20 protein-coding genes are annotated in these 21,119 nt (G+C 42.5%); 14 read left to right on the plus strand and 6 right to left on the minus strand.

Features of this window, described 5'->3' with window-relative positions; genetic code table 11:
- Nucleotides 1-56 precede the first annotated feature (56 nt).
- The 6 genes from AB4154_RS08085 (at nt 57) to AB4154_RS08110 (ending at nt 4,214) form a co-directional block, all read left to right on the plus strand.
- Nucleotides 57-650, plus strand: coding sequence for a TetR/AcrR family transcriptional regulator (locus AB4154_RS08085; RefSeq protein ID WP_102366904.1), 594 nt, complete (start codon nt 57-59; stop codon nt 648-650).
- A 165-nt stretch (nt 651-815) separates the two neighbouring features.
- Nucleotides 816-1,637, plus strand: coding sequence for an AraC family transcriptional regulator (locus tag AB4154_RS08090; protein ID WP_198589006.1), 822 nt, complete (start codon nt 816-818; stop codon nt 1,635-1,637).
- A gap of 141 nt (nt 1,638-1,778) precedes the next feature.
- On the plus strand, nt 1,779-2,579 hold the full coding sequence (locus tag AB4154_RS08095; RefSeq protein ID WP_102366905.1) for an SDR family oxidoreductase: 801 nt from the start codon (nt 1,779-1,781) through the stop codon (nt 2,577-2,579).
- 53 nt (nt 2,580-2,632) lie between these two features.
- Nucleotides 2,633-2,944 carry an EthD family reductase gene (locus AB4154_RS08100; protein WP_055024798.1) on the plus strand — a complete coding sequence of 104 codons (312 nt, stop codon included), beginning with the start codon at nt 2,633-2,635 and terminating at the stop codon, nt 2,942-2,944.
- A gap of 119 nt (nt 2,945-3,063) precedes the next feature.
- Nucleotides 3,064-3,708 carry a DsbA family oxidoreductase gene (locus AB4154_RS08105; protein WP_102366906.1) on the plus strand — a complete coding sequence of 215 codons (645 nt, stop codon included), beginning with the start codon at nt 3,064-3,066 and terminating at the stop codon, nt 3,706-3,708.
- Nucleotides 3,709-3,773: 65 nt separating this feature from the next.
- Nucleotides 3,774-4,214 (plus strand): YiiD C-terminal domain-containing protein, encoded by a 441-nt coding sequence (locus AB4154_RS08110; RefSeq protein ID WP_102366907.1) that lies wholly within the window; start codon nt 3,774-3,776, stop codon nt 4,212-4,214.
- Nucleotides 4,215-4,236: 22 nt separating this feature from the next.
- Here AB4154_RS08110 and AB4154_RS08115 read toward each other — a convergent pair whose 3' ends face one another.
- Both AB4154_RS08115 and AB4154_RS08120 read right to left on the minus strand, forming a co-directional pair.
- Complete coding sequence (locus AB4154_RS08115) at nt 4,237-4,338, minus strand: transposase family protein (RefSeq protein WP_102430419.1); 102 nt, start codon at nt 4,336-4,338, stop codon at nt 4,237-4,239.
- Between the two features lie 914 nt (nt 4,339-5,252).
- Nucleotides 5,253-8,006, minus strand: coding sequence for a cation-translocating P-type ATPase (locus tag AB4154_RS08120; protein ID WP_372122671.1), 2,754 nt, complete (start codon nt 8,004-8,006; stop codon nt 5,253-5,255).
- 765 nt (nt 8,007-8,771) lie between these two features.
- Here AB4154_RS08120 and gloA point away from each other — a divergent pair.
- Both gloA and AB4154_RS08130 read left to right on the plus strand, forming a co-directional pair.
- A complete protein-coding gene (gene gloA, locus AB4154_RS08125; RefSeq protein ID WP_004734046.1) occupies nt 8,772-9,188 on the plus strand; it encodes a lactoylglutathione lyase in 417 nt (138 codons plus the stop codon).
- A gap of 200 nt (nt 9,189-9,388) precedes the next feature.
- Complete coding sequence (locus tag AB4154_RS08130) at nt 9,389-9,823, plus strand: DUF2753 domain-containing protein (protein ID WP_372122673.1); 435 nt, start codon at nt 9,389-9,391, stop codon at nt 9,821-9,823.
- Between the two features lie 95 nt (nt 9,824-9,918).
- On the opposite strand, the gene motY is transcribed toward AB4154_RS08130, so the two are convergent.
- Nucleotides 9,919-10,800 (minus strand): flagellar protein MotY, encoded by an 882-nt coding sequence (motY, locus tag AB4154_RS08135; protein ID WP_017063457.1) that lies wholly within the window; start codon nt 10,798-10,800, stop codon nt 9,919-9,921.
- 188 nt (nt 10,801-10,988) lie between these two features.
- Here motY and rnt point away from each other — a divergent pair, with 188 nt between their 5' ends.
- Nucleotides 10,989-11,633 (plus strand): ribonuclease T, encoded by a 645-nt coding sequence (gene rnt / locus AB4154_RS08140; RefSeq protein ID WP_017061178.1) that lies wholly within the window; start codon nt 10,989-10,991, stop codon nt 11,631-11,633.
- A 65-nt stretch (nt 11,634-11,698) separates the two neighbouring features.
- Entirely contained in the window at nt 11,699-13,024 is a 1,326-nt protein-coding gene (locus AB4154_RS08145) for a Na+/H+ antiporter family protein (RefSeq protein WP_029235135.1), read from the plus strand.
- Nucleotides 13,025-13,215: 191 nt separating this feature from the next.
- Here AB4154_RS08145 and AB4154_RS08150 read toward each other — a convergent pair whose 3' ends face one another.
- Together AB4154_RS08150 and AB4154_RS08155 are read right to left on the minus strand one after the other, a co-directional pair.
- Complete coding sequence (locus AB4154_RS08150; protein WP_017061180.1) at nt 13,216-13,845, minus strand: DsbA family protein; 630 nt, start codon at nt 13,843-13,845, stop codon at nt 13,216-13,218.
- A gap of 98 nt (nt 13,846-13,943) precedes the next feature.
- Entirely contained in the window at nt 13,944-14,282 is a 339-nt protein-coding gene (locus AB4154_RS08155; RefSeq protein ID WP_004741702.1) for a Grx4 family monothiol glutaredoxin, read from the minus strand.
- 269 nt (nt 14,283-14,551) lie between these two features.
- On the opposite strand from AB4154_RS08155, the gene sodB reads away from it, so the two are divergent.
- The 3 genes from sodB (at nt 14,552) to AB4154_RS08170 (ending at nt 16,849) form a co-directional block, all read left to right on the plus strand.
- Entirely contained in the window at nt 14,552-15,136 is a 585-nt protein-coding gene (gene sodB, locus AB4154_RS08160) for a superoxide dismutase [Fe] (protein ID WP_004734050.1), read from the plus strand.
- A 247-nt stretch (nt 15,137-15,383) separates the two neighbouring features.
- Complete coding sequence (locus AB4154_RS08165) at nt 15,384-15,887, plus strand: VC2046/SO_2500 family protein (RefSeq protein WP_372122675.1); 504 nt, start codon at nt 15,384-15,386, stop codon at nt 15,885-15,887.
- Between the two features lie 278 nt (nt 15,888-16,165).
- Nucleotides 16,166-16,849: an SDR family oxidoreductase gene (locus AB4154_RS08170; RefSeq protein WP_017061182.1), complete on the plus strand. Its 684-nt coding sequence runs from the start codon at nt 16,166-16,168 to the stop codon at nt 16,847-16,849.
- 186 nt (nt 16,850-17,035) lie between these two features.
- Here AB4154_RS08170 and adhE read toward each other — a convergent pair whose 3' ends face one another.
- Nucleotides 17,036-19,741 carry a bifunctional acetaldehyde-CoA/alcohol dehydrogenase gene (gene adhE / locus AB4154_RS08175; RefSeq protein WP_017061183.1) on the minus strand — a complete coding sequence of 902 codons (2,706 nt, stop codon included), beginning with the start codon at nt 19,739-19,741 and terminating at the stop codon, nt 17,036-17,038.
- A gap of 638 nt (nt 19,742-20,379) precedes the next feature.
- Between adhE and AB4154_RS08180 the strand changes: the two genes are divergently transcribed.
- Nucleotides 20,380-21,018 carry a YchE family NAAT transporter gene (locus tag AB4154_RS08180; protein ID WP_017061184.1) on the plus strand — a complete coding sequence of 213 codons (639 nt, stop codon included), beginning with the start codon at nt 20,380-20,382 and terminating at the stop codon, nt 21,016-21,018.
- The last annotated feature ends 101 nt before the right edge of the window (nt 21,019-21,119 follow it).

Here is a 21,119-nt window from a genome sequence, read left to right on the forward strand (position 1 = left end):
ATGTACTAACTAGTACAATAGGTGTCAATAAGAATTTTATGTAGTTGTATAGATAAATGGCAAAGAAAAGACAGTTTGACGAGATAGAAGTGCTTGGAGTTATGGCCAAATATTTTTGGCAGCATGGTTATGCGTCGACTAAGGTGGATCAATTATCGACCGTTACAGGATTAACGAAAACCAGTATTTACAACGCGTTTGGCAACAAAGAAACCGTGTTTAAATGTATAGTAGATTTCTATGTTGAGCATCACATGTCTGTGGTACTCAAGAAACTCGACTCAAATAAATCAATATCAGAGAATCTTCAATATTTATTTGATAGTGAGTTCTTAAATCCAGAGAATGATCTACTCACTTACGGCTGCTTAATTACAAACAGTATTGTTGAATTAAAATCAAACGAACCAGCCCTCTATGAGTATGTTATTAAGAAGTTTGAACAAGGTCGTATTGCAACACTGGCATTTTTTACTCAATATGAGAAAACAGAACGACTTATTGATGGTATAGATGCAGAGCATTTGACCGACTATTTCCTTACGTTTCGTCAAGGACTAAAAGTTCAATCAAGAGGGCAAAGACCACATGAATCTCTCGCTCGATCTATACATGCATTCATGCTTGTATTGAGTACATTTGAAAAATAGATTATGCGTAGACTATTCTCGAGCTTTAGCTTTGTTGTCGAGTTTTAGATGTCTAATGATTATGAGTGCAGCACCGTAGCAACACGATTCTAGTTGAGCCAATTAGTTAATCGAGCAGGTAGACTGCTTTATCCTTATCGCAATACTATTGAATGGTGCCTTTAAATGAAAACAATAAAATATAATGGACGTATTGTTTTTCAAAAACAAGATATACCCAGTTTCAAACGTATGCCGCGCGTATTTGTAGACAGTGAAGCGTGTTTTGCGTTTGTCACAAATGGCGATTTTAACGTCAGGGAACAGACAGAATCTGCTTCATTGAACAAAAACTGCGGAATACTGGCAAAATGCACCAACTACTTTTATGAAAACACTAGCTATCATAATGATGAAGGTGCAGGTGAAGCGATTGGTATCCTTCTCTATCCTGAAATATTTCAGTCACTGTTTAACTTTGATATTAGCCAGTCAAAATACAGGGTCGATTATAATATTTTGCAGGTTGAAGTGGACAAATTGCTAGAGCACTATCGTGATAGCATCAGTATATTGCTGGATTCTCCAGAGTTGGCGGATGATTTGCTTATCGAGAGCAAACTACGTGAATTTGTCATTCTTATGGCGAAAAGAACCAGCGCACCTTCTGAACTCGATTTTCTTGCTTCTATGTTTAAACCTAACTTTGCCAAATTTGAAGATATTATCCAAAGTAATCTGTATGCGGATCTGAGTGTGGATGAGTTGGCAGCATTGTGTCATATGAGTGTTTCTACTTTTAAACGTAAGTTTAAAGAGGTGTATTCAGAACCCCCAATAAAATACATTACCAAATTAAAAATCAACAAAGCTAAAGTGTTACTGAAAGATAATAGCTTACGTATCTCCGACATCGTTTTTGAAACAGGTTTCGAGTCGATTTCCACGTTTAACCGTGCCTTTAAAGGACAAACAGGTCTATCCCCTTCTCAATTTCGTTTAACCTGACACCAACGCATTTTAACCTTTCCATTCAGGTTGGCTCGTTTGAACTAATGTGAGCAATTTTTGAACTTTTATGGAGAGCCCTGTACCTCCAAATTCCATATAGTTACCCCATCAACTAAACACAGAGAAAGGTAACGAATTATGGGTATCAGCTTTAAAGAAAAATATGGTGATTGGGCACTTATCACAGGGGCAACATCAGGCATTGGCGCAGAAATGGCAAGCCAGATTGCAGCAAAAGGATTGAACATTGTTTTGGTCGCTCGTCGAGAAAAAGAGCTTGAAGAGCAAGCTACGTTGCTTACTGAACGCTACGGAATTAAAGCAACGACCGTTTCTGCTGACTTAAGTACGTCAGAAGGCGTCGAAAAAGTTAAGCAAATTGACAAAAGTATTGGGCTACTTGTACTAGCCGCTGGTATTGAAGTTAATGGTTCGTTTGCTAAATCATCTCTAGAGCAAGAGTTGAAGATGATACAGCTTAACGTTACCTCTGTATTGCAACTGACTCACCACTTTACACCAGCGATGATCGAAAGAAAAAGAGGCGGCATTTTAATGGTATCAAGTCTTTCTGGTCATATGGTTTCCCCATATTTTTCAAATTATGCAGGTACCAAAGCCTATGTTCTTCAGCTAGGTGCATCTCTTCATGGCGAACTTAAACCCAAAGGTATTGATGTAACGGTTCTTTCTCCTGGGTTAACAACTACACCGATGACTGCTGATAATGGTGTTGACTGGTCAAAACTACCAATGGTTGCAAAAGATCCAGCGGAAGTAGCAGAAATAGCTATCAATGGTTTGGGTAGAAAAGCAGTTGTGGTTCCAGGTAAACGTAATCGAATGACCGCTATTCTTTCTGGGATCATCTCCCACCAAAAGCAGGCAATAATGGGTGAATCAATGATTGGAAAAGCAATGCCCAAGAACAAAATGTAACCCCCAACAGTTTAAAACTTTAGTGAAAGAAAAAGGGAAAAAGGGAAAAAGCAATGATTAAAGTATACGTAATATACCCAAATAACGATGATGTGATTTTTGATTTTGATTACTACTGCAACAAACATGTTCCTATGATAGGAGAGCTTCTGGGAGACGCACTAAAAGGGGCGACAGTAGATGCAGGGCTAACAAGTGTTGTTCCTGGTGAAGCAGCGGCATATGTGGCGATTAGTACAATTTCATTTGAATCTATAGAGTCATTTCAAACGGCATTTGGCCCAAATGCAGAGAAGATAAAAGCTGATGTACCGAACTTCACTAATACCGTTCCAACAATTCAGCTTTGTGAGCAAAAAATATAGAACCGCAACTCTCTACGGTGAAAATGAGCAGGATACCGAATAATAAACAATTTGGATTCTGCTTAGTGTTATTTAATGAAATAAAATTGAAACTAAACGCTTGATAAAAAGAGTTAAATATGAATAAGAAAATCAAATTGGATATAGTGTCAGATGTGATTTGTCCTTGGTGTATTATCGGTTATAAGCGTTTAAATACCGCGATAAAAGAGCTTGGTATAGAAGATCGCATTGAGATTGAGTGGCAACCTTTTCAGTTAAATCCAGATATGCCGCTTGAAGGTGAAGACCTACGTGCCCACCTTAAAAGGAAGTACGGTACTACATTAGAAGATAGCATTCGTTTCAGAAAAGAGATGACAGAGCTTGGAGAAGACGTTGGATTTAAATTCGACTACTTTGACGGGCTAAAAGCTGTAAATACCCTTGATGCTCATATTCTTCTGGAGCATGCAAAAAGTGTAGGCAAGCAAACCGAGCTTAAAAACCGGTTATTTGCTTCGTTTTATAGCGAGCAAAAAGATATATCCAGCAAGAGTACCCTCGAGCAAGAGTTGCAAAGTCTTGGTATTAATGTTGACGAAGCAATGCAATGCCTAGATGATGATGATATTCGAAGTCATGTCCAGTCGCTGGAACAACAATGGAAACAAGCGGGTATATCAGGTGTTCCAACGGTTGTATTCAATCGCGAGAGCGCTATTTCTGGAGCCCAATCAGTGGATACTTATAAGCAAGTATTAACTGAATTAGCTAAAGTGTAATTCCTGCATCCCTCTAAAACGGACTTTTGCAATATTGTGGCGGTCTGAAAAAGGCAACGGTCTATATGAAAAATAGAGAGCTTGAAGTCTACCTTCATCATCATATACCAGTATCAAAGTCTCTCGGTATCGGTGTGAATACTTGTAGCAGCAAAAATATCGAGATTACTGCACCATTGAGAGTGAATACAAACCACATGAATACGGTGTTTGGCGGCAGCTTATCTGTTGTTGGTATTTTGGCAGGTTGGTCTTTAGTTTATGCCCAGTTAGAGGGTAAAAAACATCAAATTGTTATTCAAGAAAATAGCATTCGATACCTGAAGCCCGCCAACAAAGATGTAACAGCAGTATGTAAATATGACAACCTTACGGCGTGGTCTCGGTTTCATCGTGCGTTTCAACGCAAGGGAAAAGGGCGTGTTCAAATAGCCTGCAATCTATTTTGTGCGGATGAGTTGGTTGCTACTTTTGAGGGAGTATACGTCGTTTTTAATAAAGAGTAATTAGGTCAAAATGCAAAGAAAACTAAAACTTACGCAACCAATCCAGTTTGTCACGCCCGAACTTTTCAATTTCTTCCCAACCTTGACTTCCTGCAATCACAACGCTAGTGGTAAGGAACAGAATATCAAAGAGTTTATTTACAACTCATCCTGATTGGCGTGTATCTTCAATGGCTACAAAGTACTTGAATAAATTGAGCTCAGACATGGTTGACTTGGTTTGTTATCAAAAAGAAGTATAAGATAAAAAACTTAGCTCAAGGTAAAGCTTGGTGATCTTGCCCTGTACTCTACGGCTACCGCTCACCGCTCGTTTTGTAGATAAAGAGGGCAAAACTAATTATAGATCTTTGATAATTTGGGATATTTTTTCTAATCAATATTAGTCGACTTAGACAGAGTACTCTAAATGATTCCTGTCCAAAAACGAGTTACGAAGCTCTTTTGTGAGTGATACCGATGGTCAAGAAAAATCATAAACGCCTAGCGACTAGCGAGCCGTGCGAGCGTCAGGAGTGGCTTTATTATTTTACTTTACCATCATTCCCCTAGATACCCTTTTAGCAGGGTGATGGTTCACGCAGTGAGGCCATCGCCTTGCCAAGACTTTGGGTAAAGTCAACTAGAGTGTATTTGATTAATTTGTTACTATTTTTGTAAAGGATATTGGGGATGATTTTGTCGAGTTTAGTCTTATAAAATCATCACCTTTACAAATTAAAGGGTATTTGTAATGTATTTTTACCGTTGATGGCACTTACACCCCTTACAATAACTAGATAGTCACTCACTCACCCACCGAGTAAAGATGATTTTTAGTTCATATAAAGTGAATTCAAAGAAAAGAGCGAAGATTAGTCTTTCCGTTCACAACGATTAATCAATACGGCAGCGCTTAAAGCGCTGCTTTTTTATTGCCACTCTCTAGAATCCGCCTCTACATAAGTTTTCACTTCTAATTCTGCGCTCCCAAGACAACAGGCATAAAAAATCCCGCCTTTTATGGCGGGATTCAATTATTTAGCTAAGAAGTCTGTCTTAGATAAACTCCACTTTAGTCACTTCTTTGATAGCAGATAGAACAAATGTTGGTACTGCTGCAATGAAGATTAACGATATTAAGTGATTAAACTCTAGCGCTTCTGTGCTGAATACCAACTGACCGAAGCTTGTGTACACAACACTTAAAGACAAGATAGCCGATACTGCCACCGCACCAAGTAGGTAGTGGTTAGTGAACGGATTCTTACGATAAATCGTTGTAAACGTACGTGCATCGAACAAGCTCCAAAGTTGAGCAAAGATCAGTGTTAAAAACGCAACGGTTTGTGCGTATTGAGCACTGTAACCACCGTCGAGTGCGTAAGAGAATGTCACAAAACTTAGACCACCTAATGCGAGACCACGAGTTAGGATACGAGCGCCTAGACCATTAGAGAAGAAGCCTTGGTCACGTTTGCCTGGCTTACGCTCCATGAGATCTTTCTCTTCTGGCTCAACACCGAGTGCGAGTGCTGGTAGACCATCAGAAACGAGGTTAACCCATAAAATCATTAGTGGAGTTAGCGGAAGTACTACATCTGGTCCCATGAGTAGGAATGCAAATAGGATTACCGAAACCTCACCCACGTTCGCTGTAAGTGCTTGGCGGATAAACTTACGTAGGTTATCGAAAATTTGACGACCCTGACGTACCGCCTTCACGATAGTACTGAAGTTGTCATCCAACAGGATAAGGTCACCTGAGTCTTTCGCAACAGACGTACCTGTAATACCCATCGCAACACCAATGTCTGCACGACGCAGTGCTGGCGCATCGTTCACGCCGTCACCGGTCATAGAGGCAACTTCATTGTTCTCTTGCTGCGCTTTTACGATACGCAGCTTGTGCTCTGGAGTAACACGGGCAAATACTGCAACCTGAGAACAGATAGACAACAGCTTCTCGTCATCCATTTGGTCAAGCTCAGCACCCGTTACCACTAGATCGTCTTCGCTACGGATGATTCCGATTTCACGAGCAATCGCTGCTGCCGTGACTGCGTGGTCACCGGTAATCATTACCGTACGAACACCAGCGCTATAACAGCTATTTACTGCATCGCGTACTTCTGGGCGTGGTGGATCCATGATGCCATAGATACCCAGGATGCTGACGTCTTTTTCAAGCTCAGGGAAATCTAACTCAAGCTCTTCTTCTTTTAATTCACGGAAACCAACGGCAAGTGTACGCAGAGCATCACCACCAAAGGTTTGGATTGCCGCTTCAAAGTTTAAATGAAGCTCTTGAGACGGTGCGGTATCGAGAGCCAAGTTGCCTGAAACTTCACAGCCAACCGTTGGTACGAAACCACCGTCAACCATGAAGCTGGTTGATTTACCAAGAACAACATCTGGCGCACCTTTCAATGCTAGGAAGTGCTTACCTTGTGGGTCACGAACGATAACAGAAGCCATCTTACGACCAGAATCGAACGGGAACTTCTTAACGATTGAGTAGCCACCCGTTGATAGCATTTCATCTTGTTTAAGACCTGCTTTTGCAGCTGCAACAATTAGTGCACCTTCTGTCGGGTTGCCACGAACCGTCCATTTACCATCAGCATTTACATATTCAGCATCGTTACAAAGCGTTGCAACAACAAGACCTTTCATCATTGCAGGGCTGTTTGTCGCTTCGACATTGTGACCTTTGGTAATGAATTCACCCTTAGGATCAAAACCTTTACCTGACACATCCCAGTAACGACCAGACACATCGTACGCTTTCATCACCTGCATTTGGTTTTGTGTTAGCGTACCGGTTTTATCTGAACAGATAACGGTTGTAGAACCAAGCGTTTCGATTGCTGCTAGCTGTTTAGCCAAAGCATTATTCTTAACCATCTTAGTCGAGCCCATCGTTAATACGATAGTAACCACCGTTGGTAAACCTTCAGGAATAGCGGCAACCGATAAAGAGATACCTGTTGTTAGGATTTCTAACCATGGCATACCGTGGTAAACACCGATAGCACAAACAATAGCAACAACCACAAGAGCAACAACCAATAATGCGAGTGCGATGGTGTCCATACGCTCTTGCATTGGTGTTTTCGTCTCTTCCGTTTGGTTCATCATATCAGCGATGTGACCAACTTCAGTTTGCATACCTGTGCTTGTTACCACAGCAAGGCCTGTACCTGTAGTCACGATTGTTGTCATGAAGCCCATGTTTTTCTGATCGCCAAGACCAAGGGTCTCATCTTCAAGGCGTTCAGACTGCTTATTCACTGGCTCAGATTCACCGGTCAGTGCAGCCTCATCTACCGTCAGACGGTTTGACTCAAGAATACGAACATCAGAAGGCAGAATATCGCCAGTATTAATTTTGATGATGTCACCAGGAACGAGGGTTTTAGCTGGAACACTGATCCATTTACCATCGCGCATCACTTCGGCTTCTGGAGCTGCCATTTCTTTTAGCGCTTCCATCCCTTTCTGAGCTTTAAATTCTTGCCAGAACGCGATACCAGTATTGATAAGGATAATCACTGCAATAGCAATAGCATCAATCGCGTGGCCAGTAGACCAAGAAACGATTGCACCAACAGCTAGAATAAAAATCAGTGGGTTTTTATATTGATGAATATACAGTTCCCACGCAGAAGCTGACTCTTGTGCAGTCAGTTCGTTAGTGCCGTGCTTCTCTAAGCGTGCATCCGCTTCAGAAGTTAATAAACCTGTCGTTTGATCTGCGTTCAGTTCGTTTAAAACATCTGAACTTTGTTGTGTAAACCATTTACTCGTCATTTGAGTACTCCACATCAATGCCTCACGCCGAGGCTAATGTAATAAAATAATACTTATTCTTATGTGATAGAAAAATCGCACAAATCAAAAGTGAATATTTAGTCGATTTGGTGCGCTTGAAAAACTATATAGTAAGGATTGTCTATTTAGCAAAGATCGCAAAAGATACACTTGATACACACTTGACAACTACTTTGAAAACACAACCACATCAAACATCAAACATAAAACAAACAATACAAGCCCAAACTATTGTTTAAAAAAGATAAGCACAAAAAATAGACACCCTTTGCACTTTCGTAAAAACCATTGGTTATCGGCGTATTTTATCGAAAATTCCTTAATAACGAAGTAAAACATCGGAATAACCTTTCTATAAACAGGGAGATGTTGGCGTAATCATAAATTGATAAAATGGAAAGTTAGATGCCAATTGTAAAAACGAAAGGAAATCAGCAACAAGATGGAGATATAAGTCACAATTCAACAACCAAGGCCATTCTTGGCCATTACAAAAAAGACCAACACTCAAACTTACTATTTATGCAAAACTGCGAATTAAGCGCTAGTGACTGACAAATTAATAAGGCCGTCGCTCTTTAATTTCTTGTAATACAAATAAGAAAAAAGGTAGAGGGGGAGAGTAAGATAGATGATGAGAATAAGAAAATATGACCAAACTCATCATCTCTTTGGTGTTGCTTATGAGCTTGCTCATATATAGTGCTATAAAAGAAACAACCAATAACAAGCTAGGAGCAAATCATGTCAAACGGTCGTATTTTACACACCATGCTACGCGTGGGTGATCTAGACAAGTCTATCGAGTTCTACACCAATGTAATGGGCATGCAGCTATTACGTAAGAACGAAAACAAAGAGTACGAATACACACTGGCTTTCGTTGGCTTTGGCGACGAATCTCAAGGCGCAGTGATTGAGCTGACTTACAACTGGGGCACCACGGAATACGATCTTGGCTCTGCTTTTGGTCACGTTGCTATCGGTGTTGATGACATCTACACAACGTGTGATGCGATTAAAGCAGCTGGCGGCAACGTAACGCGAGAAGCGGGTCCGGTTAAAGGCGGCTCTACACACATTGCGTTCGTGAAAGATCCTGATGGCTACATGATTGAGCTGATTCAGAACAAACAAGCAAGCGCAGGTCTAGAAGGTTAATTCCTTAACCTCTTTGAGAAGTTGGGTTTGAACGCCTGAAGAAATGAAAAACGAAGCGAGCACTATGCTCGCTTCTTTTTTATCACTCTCACCATAATCGATATTCTTTACCAATTATTCTTAACAATCTCATTGATGAAACTTTACATGATAATGATTATCATTTAAATTAACCACCTATTGATTAGTGAGGTAATACAATGATTAGCGAATGGGAAAAACACACGTTACTTGCCGATACTGCATTGCAGCTCGACGATCCTGTACGAAGTATTCTTCATTATCAGCAGGCTTTGAACTTAAGTGAAGAAATTACAAAACGCACCGATATTCAAGCCGATGAACGCTTACTGATCTCGGTGATTTCTTGCCACAATCTTGCTCAATTCTGGCGTTGGGCTGGCGACACTGAATACGAGCTCAAGTATCTTCAACTGGCTTCTGAAAAGGTACTCACACTGATCCCTCAGTGCCCTAATACTCAATGTTCAAGCTTTATCGATTCTATTGGTTGCTGTAAGAAAGCGCTGATCGATTTCATGAAACGCCACCCAAACCCTAAAATTGCCTCTATGGTGGAAAAGATCGATACCGCGACCAACTGTGAAATGATCGCCCGCTTCCGCTTGAATTAAACAAGTTCCGTTAAAACAACGACTCCAAATTTAAAACATAAAAAAGCCCGTCATCAAGACGGGCTTTGTCATTTCAAAACAAGCTGTTGTTTAGCTTAAACCTGTGTGCGACCTAAAGAGATCACAACACGTCGGTTCTTATCTTTACCAATTGGCGAGTTATTGTCCGCAATCGGACGACGCTTGCCATAGCCTTGCACTTGGATACGATCTTCTGGCAGGCCTAGAGATTTGAAGTACTCTCTTAACGATTCTGCTCTGCGCTCTGAAAGGTTTTGGCTAATCCCTTTGCTGTCGACAGAGTCGGTGTACGTTGCCACCAGCACAAGGTCGATGTCTTGGTTATAGCGAACGTAATCGGCAATCTGGCTCAGCCTTTTGCGCGACGACTTGTTCAGCTGGTCGCTGTTGCGGTCGTAATGCAAAATAGTGAAAGAGATATCTTCAAAGCTGTAAGGCAGCAGGTTAGCAACACAGTCACTGAACACATTGTATTTTTCTTGGAACAACACCGACGACAACGACACTTCGATACGTTGATCTCGGCTCTGCCACTCTTGGTAGCTGAATGTCGGATAACGCCCTTTCTCCAACTCACTCAAGATGCCCCAAGCTGTTTGACCACCGACATAGCCATCAAATTGTTGAAAGAACTTAATGGTTGTCATGCGATCAGCACTTTCACCCGGACGCCAAGGTGGCGGCATCGAAATCAAGCTGACATTACGCGTAGCACCCATTGGGCGACGCATTTTAAGCTCAAAGTCCAAAATGATTTTTTTACTCGCGCGAGATGAGAACTCAGCATCACCAAAGTTTGGAATTGGGTGAACCAAGCGACATTCTAGTGGCGTGTTGGCCACCATCTCCCATGTCGACTGTTGAGGAGATGCTCCGTAACGCTTTTCTTGTGCCATGACCGATGACGACACAAGTAGCGAAAATAGCATTGAACCTGTTATGAGTTGTTTCTTCATAAAGTGGAGTATCTCTTAAGCAATTCGTTTAACAATGCAGCCAATTGCCGCATTTTTCTCTCACGTTCAAACATGCAATTATCAAGCCGTAATGGGTTAGGTAATTTATGATTTATTGCCCTTCCCTAGTTTTTATCACTGCTATTATCTGCAATAATGCAGCCTTAATCACACTTATTTGGGCTAACATGACTGTAGAAAACGAAGCTCTGACCCTAAAAAAACGCTTTCGCGGCTATTTTCCAGTGGTCATCGACGTGGAAACCGCAGGGTTTAACGCTGAAACCGATGCATTATTAGAAATCTGTGCCATTACATTAAAAATGGATGAGAACGGAGATCTGCACCCTGCATCAACGCTTCATTTTCACATTGAGCCTTTTGAAGGCGCAAATATAGAGCAGGCAGCATTAGACTTTAACGGAATTAAAGACCCATTTAGCCCATTACGTGGTGCTGTGTCGGAACAAGAAGCCCTTAAAGAAATCTACAAGCTAGTGAGAAAAGAACAAAAAGCTTCAGATTGCAGTCGCGCAATCATGGTTGCTCACAACGCTACATTCGATTTGAACTTCGTTAATGCGGCAAGTGAGCGCTGTAAGCTTAAACGCGTCCCTTTCCATCCATTTGCTACTTTTGACACTGCAGCTCTTAGTGGTCTTGCCTACGGTCAAACCGTTTTGGCTAAAGCTTGCCGCACTGCAGGGATGGAATTTGACAACAAAGAAGCACACTCTGCTTTGTATGATACGCAAAAAACCACAGAGTTATTTTGCGGCATTGTAAACAAATGGAAAGCCCTTGGTGGTTGGCCTCTTGTTGACGAAGAATAAAAAATAGAGTCGGTAAACGTTTTTTCGTATTGCCTTCATAAAAAACACAACATCCCGAGAATAATATGAATCCTGTTGTAATTTCAGTTTGCATCATGCTTGTTTTAGCTTTGATGCGTGTAAACGTAGTCGTTGCTCTGACGTTCAGTGCAATTATCGGTGGCGTAGCCTCTGGTATGAGCTTGAACGACGCAGTCGCGGCTTTCGAAAGTGGATTAGGCGGCGGTGCAACGATTGCACTTAGCTACGCTATGCTTGGTACATTCGCTGTTGCTATCTCACGTTCTGGTATCACAGATCTCCTTGCTCAAAGTGTTATCAAACGCATTCACGGCAAAGAGAACAGTGCGGCATCGACTGGTCTTAAATACGGCATGCTTGCGTCGTTGATCTTAGTGACCATGTCTTCGCAAAACGTGATTCCAGTACATATCGCCTTCATCCCAATCTTAATCCCACCTCTACTAGGCGTATTCGCAAAAATGAACCTAGACCGCCGTCTAGTTGCGTGTGTACTTACTTTTGGTCTGATTACACCTTACATGGTGCTACCGATTGGTTTTGGTGGCATCTTCCTAAACAACATTCTGCTTAAAAACCTTCACGACAATGGTCTTGAAAACGTAGTAGCAAGCCAAGTGCCAATGGCGATGTTGTTACCCGCTGCGGGCATGATCTTCGGTCTTCTTACTGCAGTATTCTTTACTTACCGTAAGCCTCGCCAATACAAAGAAACCTCTCACACTGTTGTTTCAACAGAAGTGAAAGAGATCAACAAGAAGCACATCCTAGTAGCAGCAGCTGGTATCGTAGCAGCGCTAACAGTTCAACTATCGACTGGCTCTATGATCATCGGTGCTCTAGCGGGTTTCATGGTATTTACCTTCGGTGGCGTTATTGCTTGGAAAGAGACACAAGATGTCTTCACCAAGGGCGTTCACATGATGGCAATGATCGGTTTCATCATGATTGCAGCAGCAGGTTTCGCGGCAGTTATGAAGCAAACAGGTGGCGTTGAATCTTTGGTTGAAGCACTTTCAACAAGCATCGGCGACAACAAGCCTCTAGCAGCACTACTTATGCTAATTGTTGGTCTATTGGTTACTATGGGCATTGGTTCTTCGTTCTCTACGATTCCAATCCTTGCAACTATCTACGTTCCACTAGCAGCAGCATTTGGCTTCTCGCCAATGGCAACAATCGCTCTAGTAGGTACAGCTGCTGCACTTGGTGATGCGGGCTCTCCGGCTTCTGACTCAACATTAGGTCCAACGTCTGGTCTAAATGCTGATGGTCAACACGAGCACGTATGGGAAACCGTAGTACCGACGTTCCTGCACTACAACATCCCACTGATCGTATTCGGTTGGATTGCAGCCATGGTTCTGTAATTAGGTTCTGTAGTTAAACAGTCCTACGCTCACTTTTATAAAGACCGCCTCGTGCGGTCTTTTTTGTCTCTGAGATTCATTCTACTCTTCCTTCCGCTCACTCTCATTGAACTAGCGACACCAAACAAAAAAGGCTTACTCTGATGAGTAAGCCTTAGAAATCATTGCGAATACAGATGACTCTCGCTGAATTACGCAGCGGGAGCATTACTCACTAAAATTTCGCGAATAGACTTAAGCGTCGCTTCCGTTGAATGATAATCCAATTCAACTTCACTAAAGATGCCGTTCACTTCAAGCATTAAGGTCGGGTAAGAAAATACACCCATCGCTTCTTTAAAGCCTAGCTGGTCATCTAACTCACTTTCCAATAACTTGCTAGAAAGGTCATTTTCAAACTGTTGAACATTCATACCTAGCTCTTCAGCCAACTGCAAATGTGTGTCTTGGCTATGTGGCAACATCGCACGAAGGTAGTAAGCATGTTGAATCGCTTCAAGCATCGCTTCGTAGTGGTCTTGAAAACCTGCAGCAATCACGGCACGGCACGCAGGGTAAGTACTGCGAACAGGTTGGCACTCTGTCCAAAAATCATGGTTAAACTCAGTACCCAACTTAGCTTCGATCTGCTTCCAAATCGCTTGCAGCTTGCCTTTCATCTCTTCTGACATTGGCTCATCAGAATCCGGGGCCAAACCACCCACTACATAGTTAAACTCAATGCTCGCAGGCAATTGTTGTTTCAATAACTCAAGTGTTGGCTTGTAACCCCAACACCAGCTGCACATTGGATCATGCACATAATGAAGTTTTACGTTCATTGTTCATTCCTTATCGAGTCAATGATTCGATCAATTCAAACAAAAAAGGAGCCTGATTAAGGCCCCTCATTTTAACTATTCAGCGCAAAGGCTAGAACTTATTCAGCGTCATCGCCAGCAACTTTAGCCGCTGCTTCTTTGATGATTGGCTGAAGTTCGCCTTTTTGGAACATCTCAAGAATGATGTCACAACCACCGATTAGCTCACCTTCAACCCAAAGTTGTGGGAAAGTTGGCCACTGTGCGTAAGCAGGAAGCTCTGCACGGATATCAGGGTTTTGTAGGATATCTACGTAAGCAAATTTTTCGCCACATGCCATTAGAGCTTGAGACGCTTGAGAAGAGAAACCACAGCTAGGTAGCTTAGGAGAACCTTTCATGTACAGTAGAATAGTGTTTTCTTCAATTTGCTGTTTGATTTTATCGATAGTTTCCATTGCTTCCTCGTTAATGGATTACGGCTTTTATTGCCTTTATTCTACCCCAAACTAAAAGAATAAAAACCATATAAAAAAAGCGGTTAACAAGCTAAGCTAACAATTCACACAAAAGTAATGAAATAAGCTTTTAATAAAGTAAAAACTTGCTAAACTATATCGCAAGTCAGCAAATTGACCATGGTTGGCAGTATAGCGAGCCATGAATAATAATATCACTGGAAGCAATCGAAAGAGTTAACTCTTTCATATCAATGGAGAATTGAGCAATGGCATTTGAACTACCGGCTCTTCCTTACGCGAAAGACGCGCTAGAACCACACATCTCAGCAGAAACGCTAGATTTCCACCACGGTAAGCACCACAACACTTACGTTGTTAAGCTAAACGGCCTTATCCCAGGTACTGAGTTTGAAGGCAAAACACTAGAAGAGATCGTTAAGACTTCTACTGGTGGTGTTTTCAATAACGCTGCTCAAATCTGGAACCACACGTTCTACTGGCACTGTCTTGCTCCTAAAGCGGGCGGCGAACCAACTGGCGCTGTTGCAGAAGCTATCAACGCTGCATTCGGTTCTTTCGAAGAATTCAAAGCGAAATTCACTGATTCAGCAATCAACAACTTCGGTTCTTCTTGGACTTGGTTAGTTAAGAAAGCTGACGGTTCTCTAGACATCGTTAACACTTCTAACGCTGCTACTCCTCTAACAGAAGAAGGTGTTACTCCACTTCTAACTGTTGACCTATGGGAACACGCTTACTACATCGATTTCCGCAATGTTCGCCCTGACTACATGGCTGCATTCTGGAACCTAGTAAACTGGTCTTTCGTAGAAGAGAACCTAGCTAAGTAATTATTGCTTACGCTGCGCTATTTATAGCGAGTTATCTATTGAAAGCTCATGCCTCGGCGTGAGCTTTTTTGTATCTGTCGTGTTCCACAAAATCTAAACATTTCGTAATAAACCCGCCAATAGCGCTTACTTCTCGAACTATTGATAGCCTTCTTCCCAACCCTACATAAATTCTCTATTTGCCTGTAATTAAACACTAAAGTTTGCCGACTCCATGCCGTTAAAGGTGTATCCAATGAGAGGCGACATGCAAATACATACTTTAGACAAAGCAGGAATCATCAACGAACTGAAGTTCGGCATCGGGATCAGCCAAGCGGTTGAGCAAGGTCGCCGTGCAGATTTCGCGTTGCTGTTATCTATGTTTTCTAATGATGTCCGTGATTGCACGCCAATTGACACCATTGAAATCACAGAGACAAATGAAGATCGCCTGCGCAAACAATTTGGCATAGCAGAACCTCAACAACTGCGTTCAAACCAGTCTTCATATGAGATTTCAGCTCAGCAATCTAATCATTTTCATCAAGCTAGCCTTGCCAGCGCCAAGCTCAGCCATTACTTGAAACCTGAAGCGCTTGCCTTCATGCCTGAAGATACAGCCGACTTACCCGAAGAGGTTTACCAAAACCTTTCTGGTCATGACCGACGCAAACTCGCAAACAAGCATTTACCTGATTTGCCACATGCCACGCTCTACAATGAGCTAACCACCGCGCAACGTCAGTATCAAATTCAAGCTCAAGTATAGCGGTCGCCTACCTTTCCCTTTTTCGCTGTCTATCCATAGCTCTTCTTCGACTAACTCGCACACTTCAAAGTATTCACACGAATGATATGAACCACTAGCCTTAGGCAACCTAAAAACACCTGATGTCGGTTACCGCTTGAAGTTACTACAAAATGTGACGTGCCACTAAGTTCATAAAAACTTATTAATTGGCACACCTTAGTTTGAACCAATTCACACCCGTTGTATAAATTTTAACCCATCCTTATCCGACATGGACGATTTGTTTAGGTACTGGGATGGAAATAAAAAGCTCAATCATATTGGTGACATCTGCCGGCTCGCGACTGGGGGGGGCGATTGCGAACCACTTTGTTAACCTTGGAGCCACCGTCATCCTTTGTGATAAAGACACGGAAGCACTTAAAGCGACGTATCTACAGTGTGCCCGGTTTTCTGACTCTGTTTACCACTACACGCTCAAAGGCAATGACAGCCAAGCGATTCTCAGCGTATATGATTTTATTCAAACCACCTTCAACACGACACCCGATGTGCTGGTCAATAACTGGATAAGCTCCCCAATGCCTAGCCTAATTGGCGATCAGCCTGTGAGCAGCTTTATTAATGATCTCTCATCGATGGCATCGACCCTGTTCGCATTTGGGCAAATCAGTGCTGAGAGATTGCGAGAGGAAGATAAGGAAGGCGTGATTGTTAATGTGATATCTCATGATGACTTTCACGATGTGTCTGGCTTAGAGAGCGCAAACTCAATGATCACTGGCTTTACCCATAGTTGGGCGAAAGAGCTGACTCCCTTTGGCATTCGAGTGGGTGGCGTTGTTCCCGCCGTTCATAACTCCGATGGCAAGCTCAACCGATGTCACTGGGCGCAGCTGCAAGACGAGCTGACCAGAACAACCGAATACATTGTCTCGAATGACTACTTCAGTGGGCGAGTTGTCGCGGCAGAGGTTTAACTCCCTATTCCAATTGAACATGACTGGCTCAGCTCATATTAAGTAGCAGAGCTATTGCCTCTCAATCCGTTTTACAAACGAACCAAACATAAAAAAAGCCCCAGTCTCTCGACTGGGGCTTTCATCTTTTCCCGATAGATAAGTATCGTGCTAGCGAAAACTTATCTCAAAACTAATGCTTACTTATTATGCGTTAGCTTTTTCTTTTTTAGCTTTTGGCGCTTTCGCTTCAGCTGGCTTTTGGTCTGCTTTCTTAAGGATAACTGTAGTACCTTCGAAAGTTTCGCCTTCAACGTATGGTTGGCCGAAGTAAGAAGTTGTTAGAACTTCTTTTAGCTCAGTGATTAGAGGGTAACGTGGGTTAGCACCTGTACACTGGTCATCGAACGCTTCAACAGCTAGCTCGTCTAGTTTAGCGATGAAGTCAGACTCGTTAACACCCGCAGCTTGGATAGATAGTGGGATATCTAGGTCAACTTTAAGCTCTTCTAACCAAGTCAGTAGACGTTCAATCTTCTGAGCTGTACGGTCACCAGCTTGGCTTAGGCCTAGGTGGTCAGCAACTTCAGCGTAACGACGACGTGCTTGTGGACGGTCGTACTGAGAGAATGCAGTCTGCTTAGTTGGGTTATCGTTCGCGTTGTAACGTACAACGTTTGAGATAAGTAGTGCGTTAGCAAGACCGTGTGGTAGGTGGAACTCAGCACCAATTTTGTGAGCCATTGAGTGACACACACCTAGGAATGCGTTCGCAAATGCTACACCAGCGATAGTTGCTGCGTTGTGTACTTTCTCACGAGCTATTGGGTCAGCCGCACCATTTTTGTAGCTTGATGGTAGGTATTCTTTAAGCATCTTAAGAGCTTGAAGAGCTTGACCGTCTGAGTACTCGTTCGCTAGAACAGATACGTAAGCTTCAAGAGCGTGAGTTACTGCATCGTAACCACCGAACGCTGTTAGAGACTTAGGCATGTTCATTACTAGGTTCGCATCAACGATAGCCATGTTTGGCGTGATTTCGTAATCAGCTAGTGGGTATTTAGCACCAGTCTTGTCGTCAGTAACAACAGCGAATGGAGTAACCTCTGAACCTGTACCTGAAGTTGTAGTGATACATACAAGCTCAGCTTTTTGACCCATTTTAGGGAACTTGTAGATACGTTTACGGATGTCCATAAAGCGCATTGCTAGTTCTTCGAAGTGAGTTTCTGGGTGCTCGTACATAACCCACATGATCTTAGCAGCATCCATTGGAGAACCGCCACCTAGAGCAAGGATTACGTCAGGTTGGAAGCTCTTCATTGCTTCAGCGCCTTTCTCAACAACAGATAGCGTTGGATCCGCTTCTACGTCGAAGAAAGTTTGAACTTCGATGCCTTGTGCTTTAAGCAAGCTAACTACGTCATCTGCGTAACCGTTGTTGAATAGGAAACGGTCAGTTACTAGGAATGCGCGTTTCTTACCTTCTAGGTCGCTCATTGCGATTGGAAGGCTACCACGACGGAAGTAGATAGACTTAGGTAGTTTGTGCCACAACATGTTTTCAGCTCGCTTCGCTACAGTTTTCTTGTTGATAAGGTGCTTAGGACCTACGTTCTCAGAGATAGAGTTACCACCCCATGAACCACAACCTAGAGTTAGAGAAGGTGCAACGTTGAAGTTGTACAGGTCACCGATACCACCGTGAGTAGTCGGGATGTTGATTAGGATACGAGCAGTCTTCATCTTGTCACCGAAGTAACGGATGCGGTCTGCGTTAGTATCTTGGTTAGTGTAAAGACCAGATGTGTGACCGATACCACCGATTTCAACCATAGTTACCGCTTGAGCAACTGCGTCTTCGAAGTCATCTGCGCGGAATAGACCTAGAGTTGGAGATAGTTTCTCGTGAGCGAATTCGTCATCGTAAGAAACTTTACCAAGACCTTCACCTACAAGTACTTTTGTATCAGCAGGAACTTTAACACCAGCCATTTCAGCGATTGCTGGAGCAGGTTGACCTACGATTTTAGCGTTTAGGTTGCCGTCGATAAGCAGAACTTTACGTACTTTATCGGCGTCAGCTTTAGATAGAACGTGAGCTTTGTGAGAAGCGAAACGCTCTTTAACTTCGTCATATACTTCGCTAACTACGATTGCAGCTTGCTCAGAAGCACATACTACGCCGTTATCGAAAGTCTTAGACATAAGGATAGATGCTACAGCACGTTTGATGTCAGCTGTTTCATCGATAACGACAGGAACGTTACCAGCACCAACACCGATAGCAGGCTTACCTGAAGAGTATGCTGCTTTAACCATGCCTGGACCACCAGTAGCAAGGATAAGTGCGATACCGTCGTGCTTCATAAGCGCGTTAGAAAGCTCTACAGATGGTTGGTCGATCCAACCGATGATGTCTCTTGGAGCACCAGCTGCAACAGCTGCGTCTAGAACTAGTTTCGCTGCGTCGTTAGTTGAGTTCTTTGCACGTGGGTGTGGCGAGAAGATGATGCCGTTACGTGTCTTAAGAGAAATTAGAGATTTGAAGATTGCTGTAGAAGTTGGGTTCGTTGTTGGAACGATACCACAGATGATACCTACAGGCTCAGCGATAGTCATTGTGCCTAGGTTGTCATCTTCTTCTAAGATGCCACATGTTTTTTCGTCTTTGTATTTGTTGTAGATAAATTCAGATGCAAAGTGGTTTTTGATAACCTTATCTTCAACAATACCCATTCCAGATTCAGCAACTGCTTGTTGAGCAAGTGGAATACGAGCGTGGTTAGCAGCAAGAGAAGCTGCGCGGAAGATTGCGTCTACTTTCTCTTGAGAGAATGTTGCAAACTCTTCTTGTGCTGCTTTAACGCGAGCTACTAGAGCATCAAGTTCCGCTAAGTTAGTTACAGGCATGGTGGATCTCCTAAAATAATAAATATTAAAAACTTTTTATTAAATTCGCTGCTTGCCGTTAACCTTAAACACCAGCGTTCTTAGTAAATTGCTTTCAGGGCTGAGTATATTATTTCACTGTGTGAAAAAAATTGACCCAGATCAGTTACCCAAAAAGAATTAACCAGAAAGTAGTAAGGCAATCGCAAAAATGAACTTAAGAGCATGATTTATATAGATTAAACTCACACTTTTCGTTCGCGCAAAAAACAAGCAAACAGACAACTTTTTTCTACATAGCGTAATAAACTGTAAAAAAGTTTCATTTTTAGTCCGTTAAATTACATGTATACAGCTATATTCGTGCTACTGAGAGTATATCCATAGCGTTGTACGGGCTAGATTCTGACATAATTTTTATTAATTTCGTGCGTCGGTTAACAGTTACTCAATAATAAATTACAAAATGAAACACTACCAACTAGCTTGCAACAGGCTTAAAACAAAAGTGAGATTCAATTAGTTTTTCTAAAAAGAATCACCCATTTCAAGTTAGTTTTTTTCATTCGCGTAAATTGAGTTTGTCCCTTACATTACGCGCCTAAACTATTCACAGATCAACCCTTCAACCTTAAGTACGCTAACTGGAGATCGCTCTCATGCAAGGCTTAGAACTCGCAATTTTTATGCAATTCTTCCTTGGGCTTGTTGCTGCCGTAAACCCAATCGGCATCATGCCTGTTTTTGTTTCTCTTACTGCTCATATGCCGCCAGAAGAGAGGAACAGGACAGCCTTACAAGCAAATATTGCTGTTGCCGTGATCTTGATTATGTCACTTGTTGCAGGGCAAATGCTTCTTGATATGTTTAGTATCTCGCTGGACTCATTCCGTGTTGCAGGTGGTTTACTATTACTGAGCATCGCATTTTCGATGATGAGCGGTAAGCTCGGTGAAGATAAGCAGAACAAACAAGAGAAGTCTGAATACATCAGCAAAGAGCAGATCGGCGTTGTTCCACTTGCTATGCCGCTAATGGCAGGCCCAGGTGCAATCAGCTCGACCATTGTTTATGGTTCTCGCTACCCTGCTGCTATTGATACGGTCGGCATCGGCATTAGCATCATCGCATTCGCAACGTGCTCTTGGCTTTTGTTCCGTTCAGCGCCGGTTATCGTTCGCTTTTTAGGTCAAACGGGTATCAACGTGATCACTCGTATCATGGGTCTGATTCTTGGCGCATTGGGCATCGAGTTCATCGCCAATGGCCTACGTAATCTGTTCCCAGGCTTGGCATAACGTTTAACAACATTTCGGTTGCTCTATAAAGGGCAACAATATTGAAATATAGATGAGGCGAGTAAAGCAATTGGGCTTTCACTCGCCTCGTTATTATGAAG

The organism is Vibrio sp. 10N.286.51.B11 (assembly GCF_041469245.1).
Lineage (GTDB): Bacteria > Pseudomonadota > Gammaproteobacteria > Enterobacterales > Vibrionaceae > Vibrio > Vibrio crassostreae_C.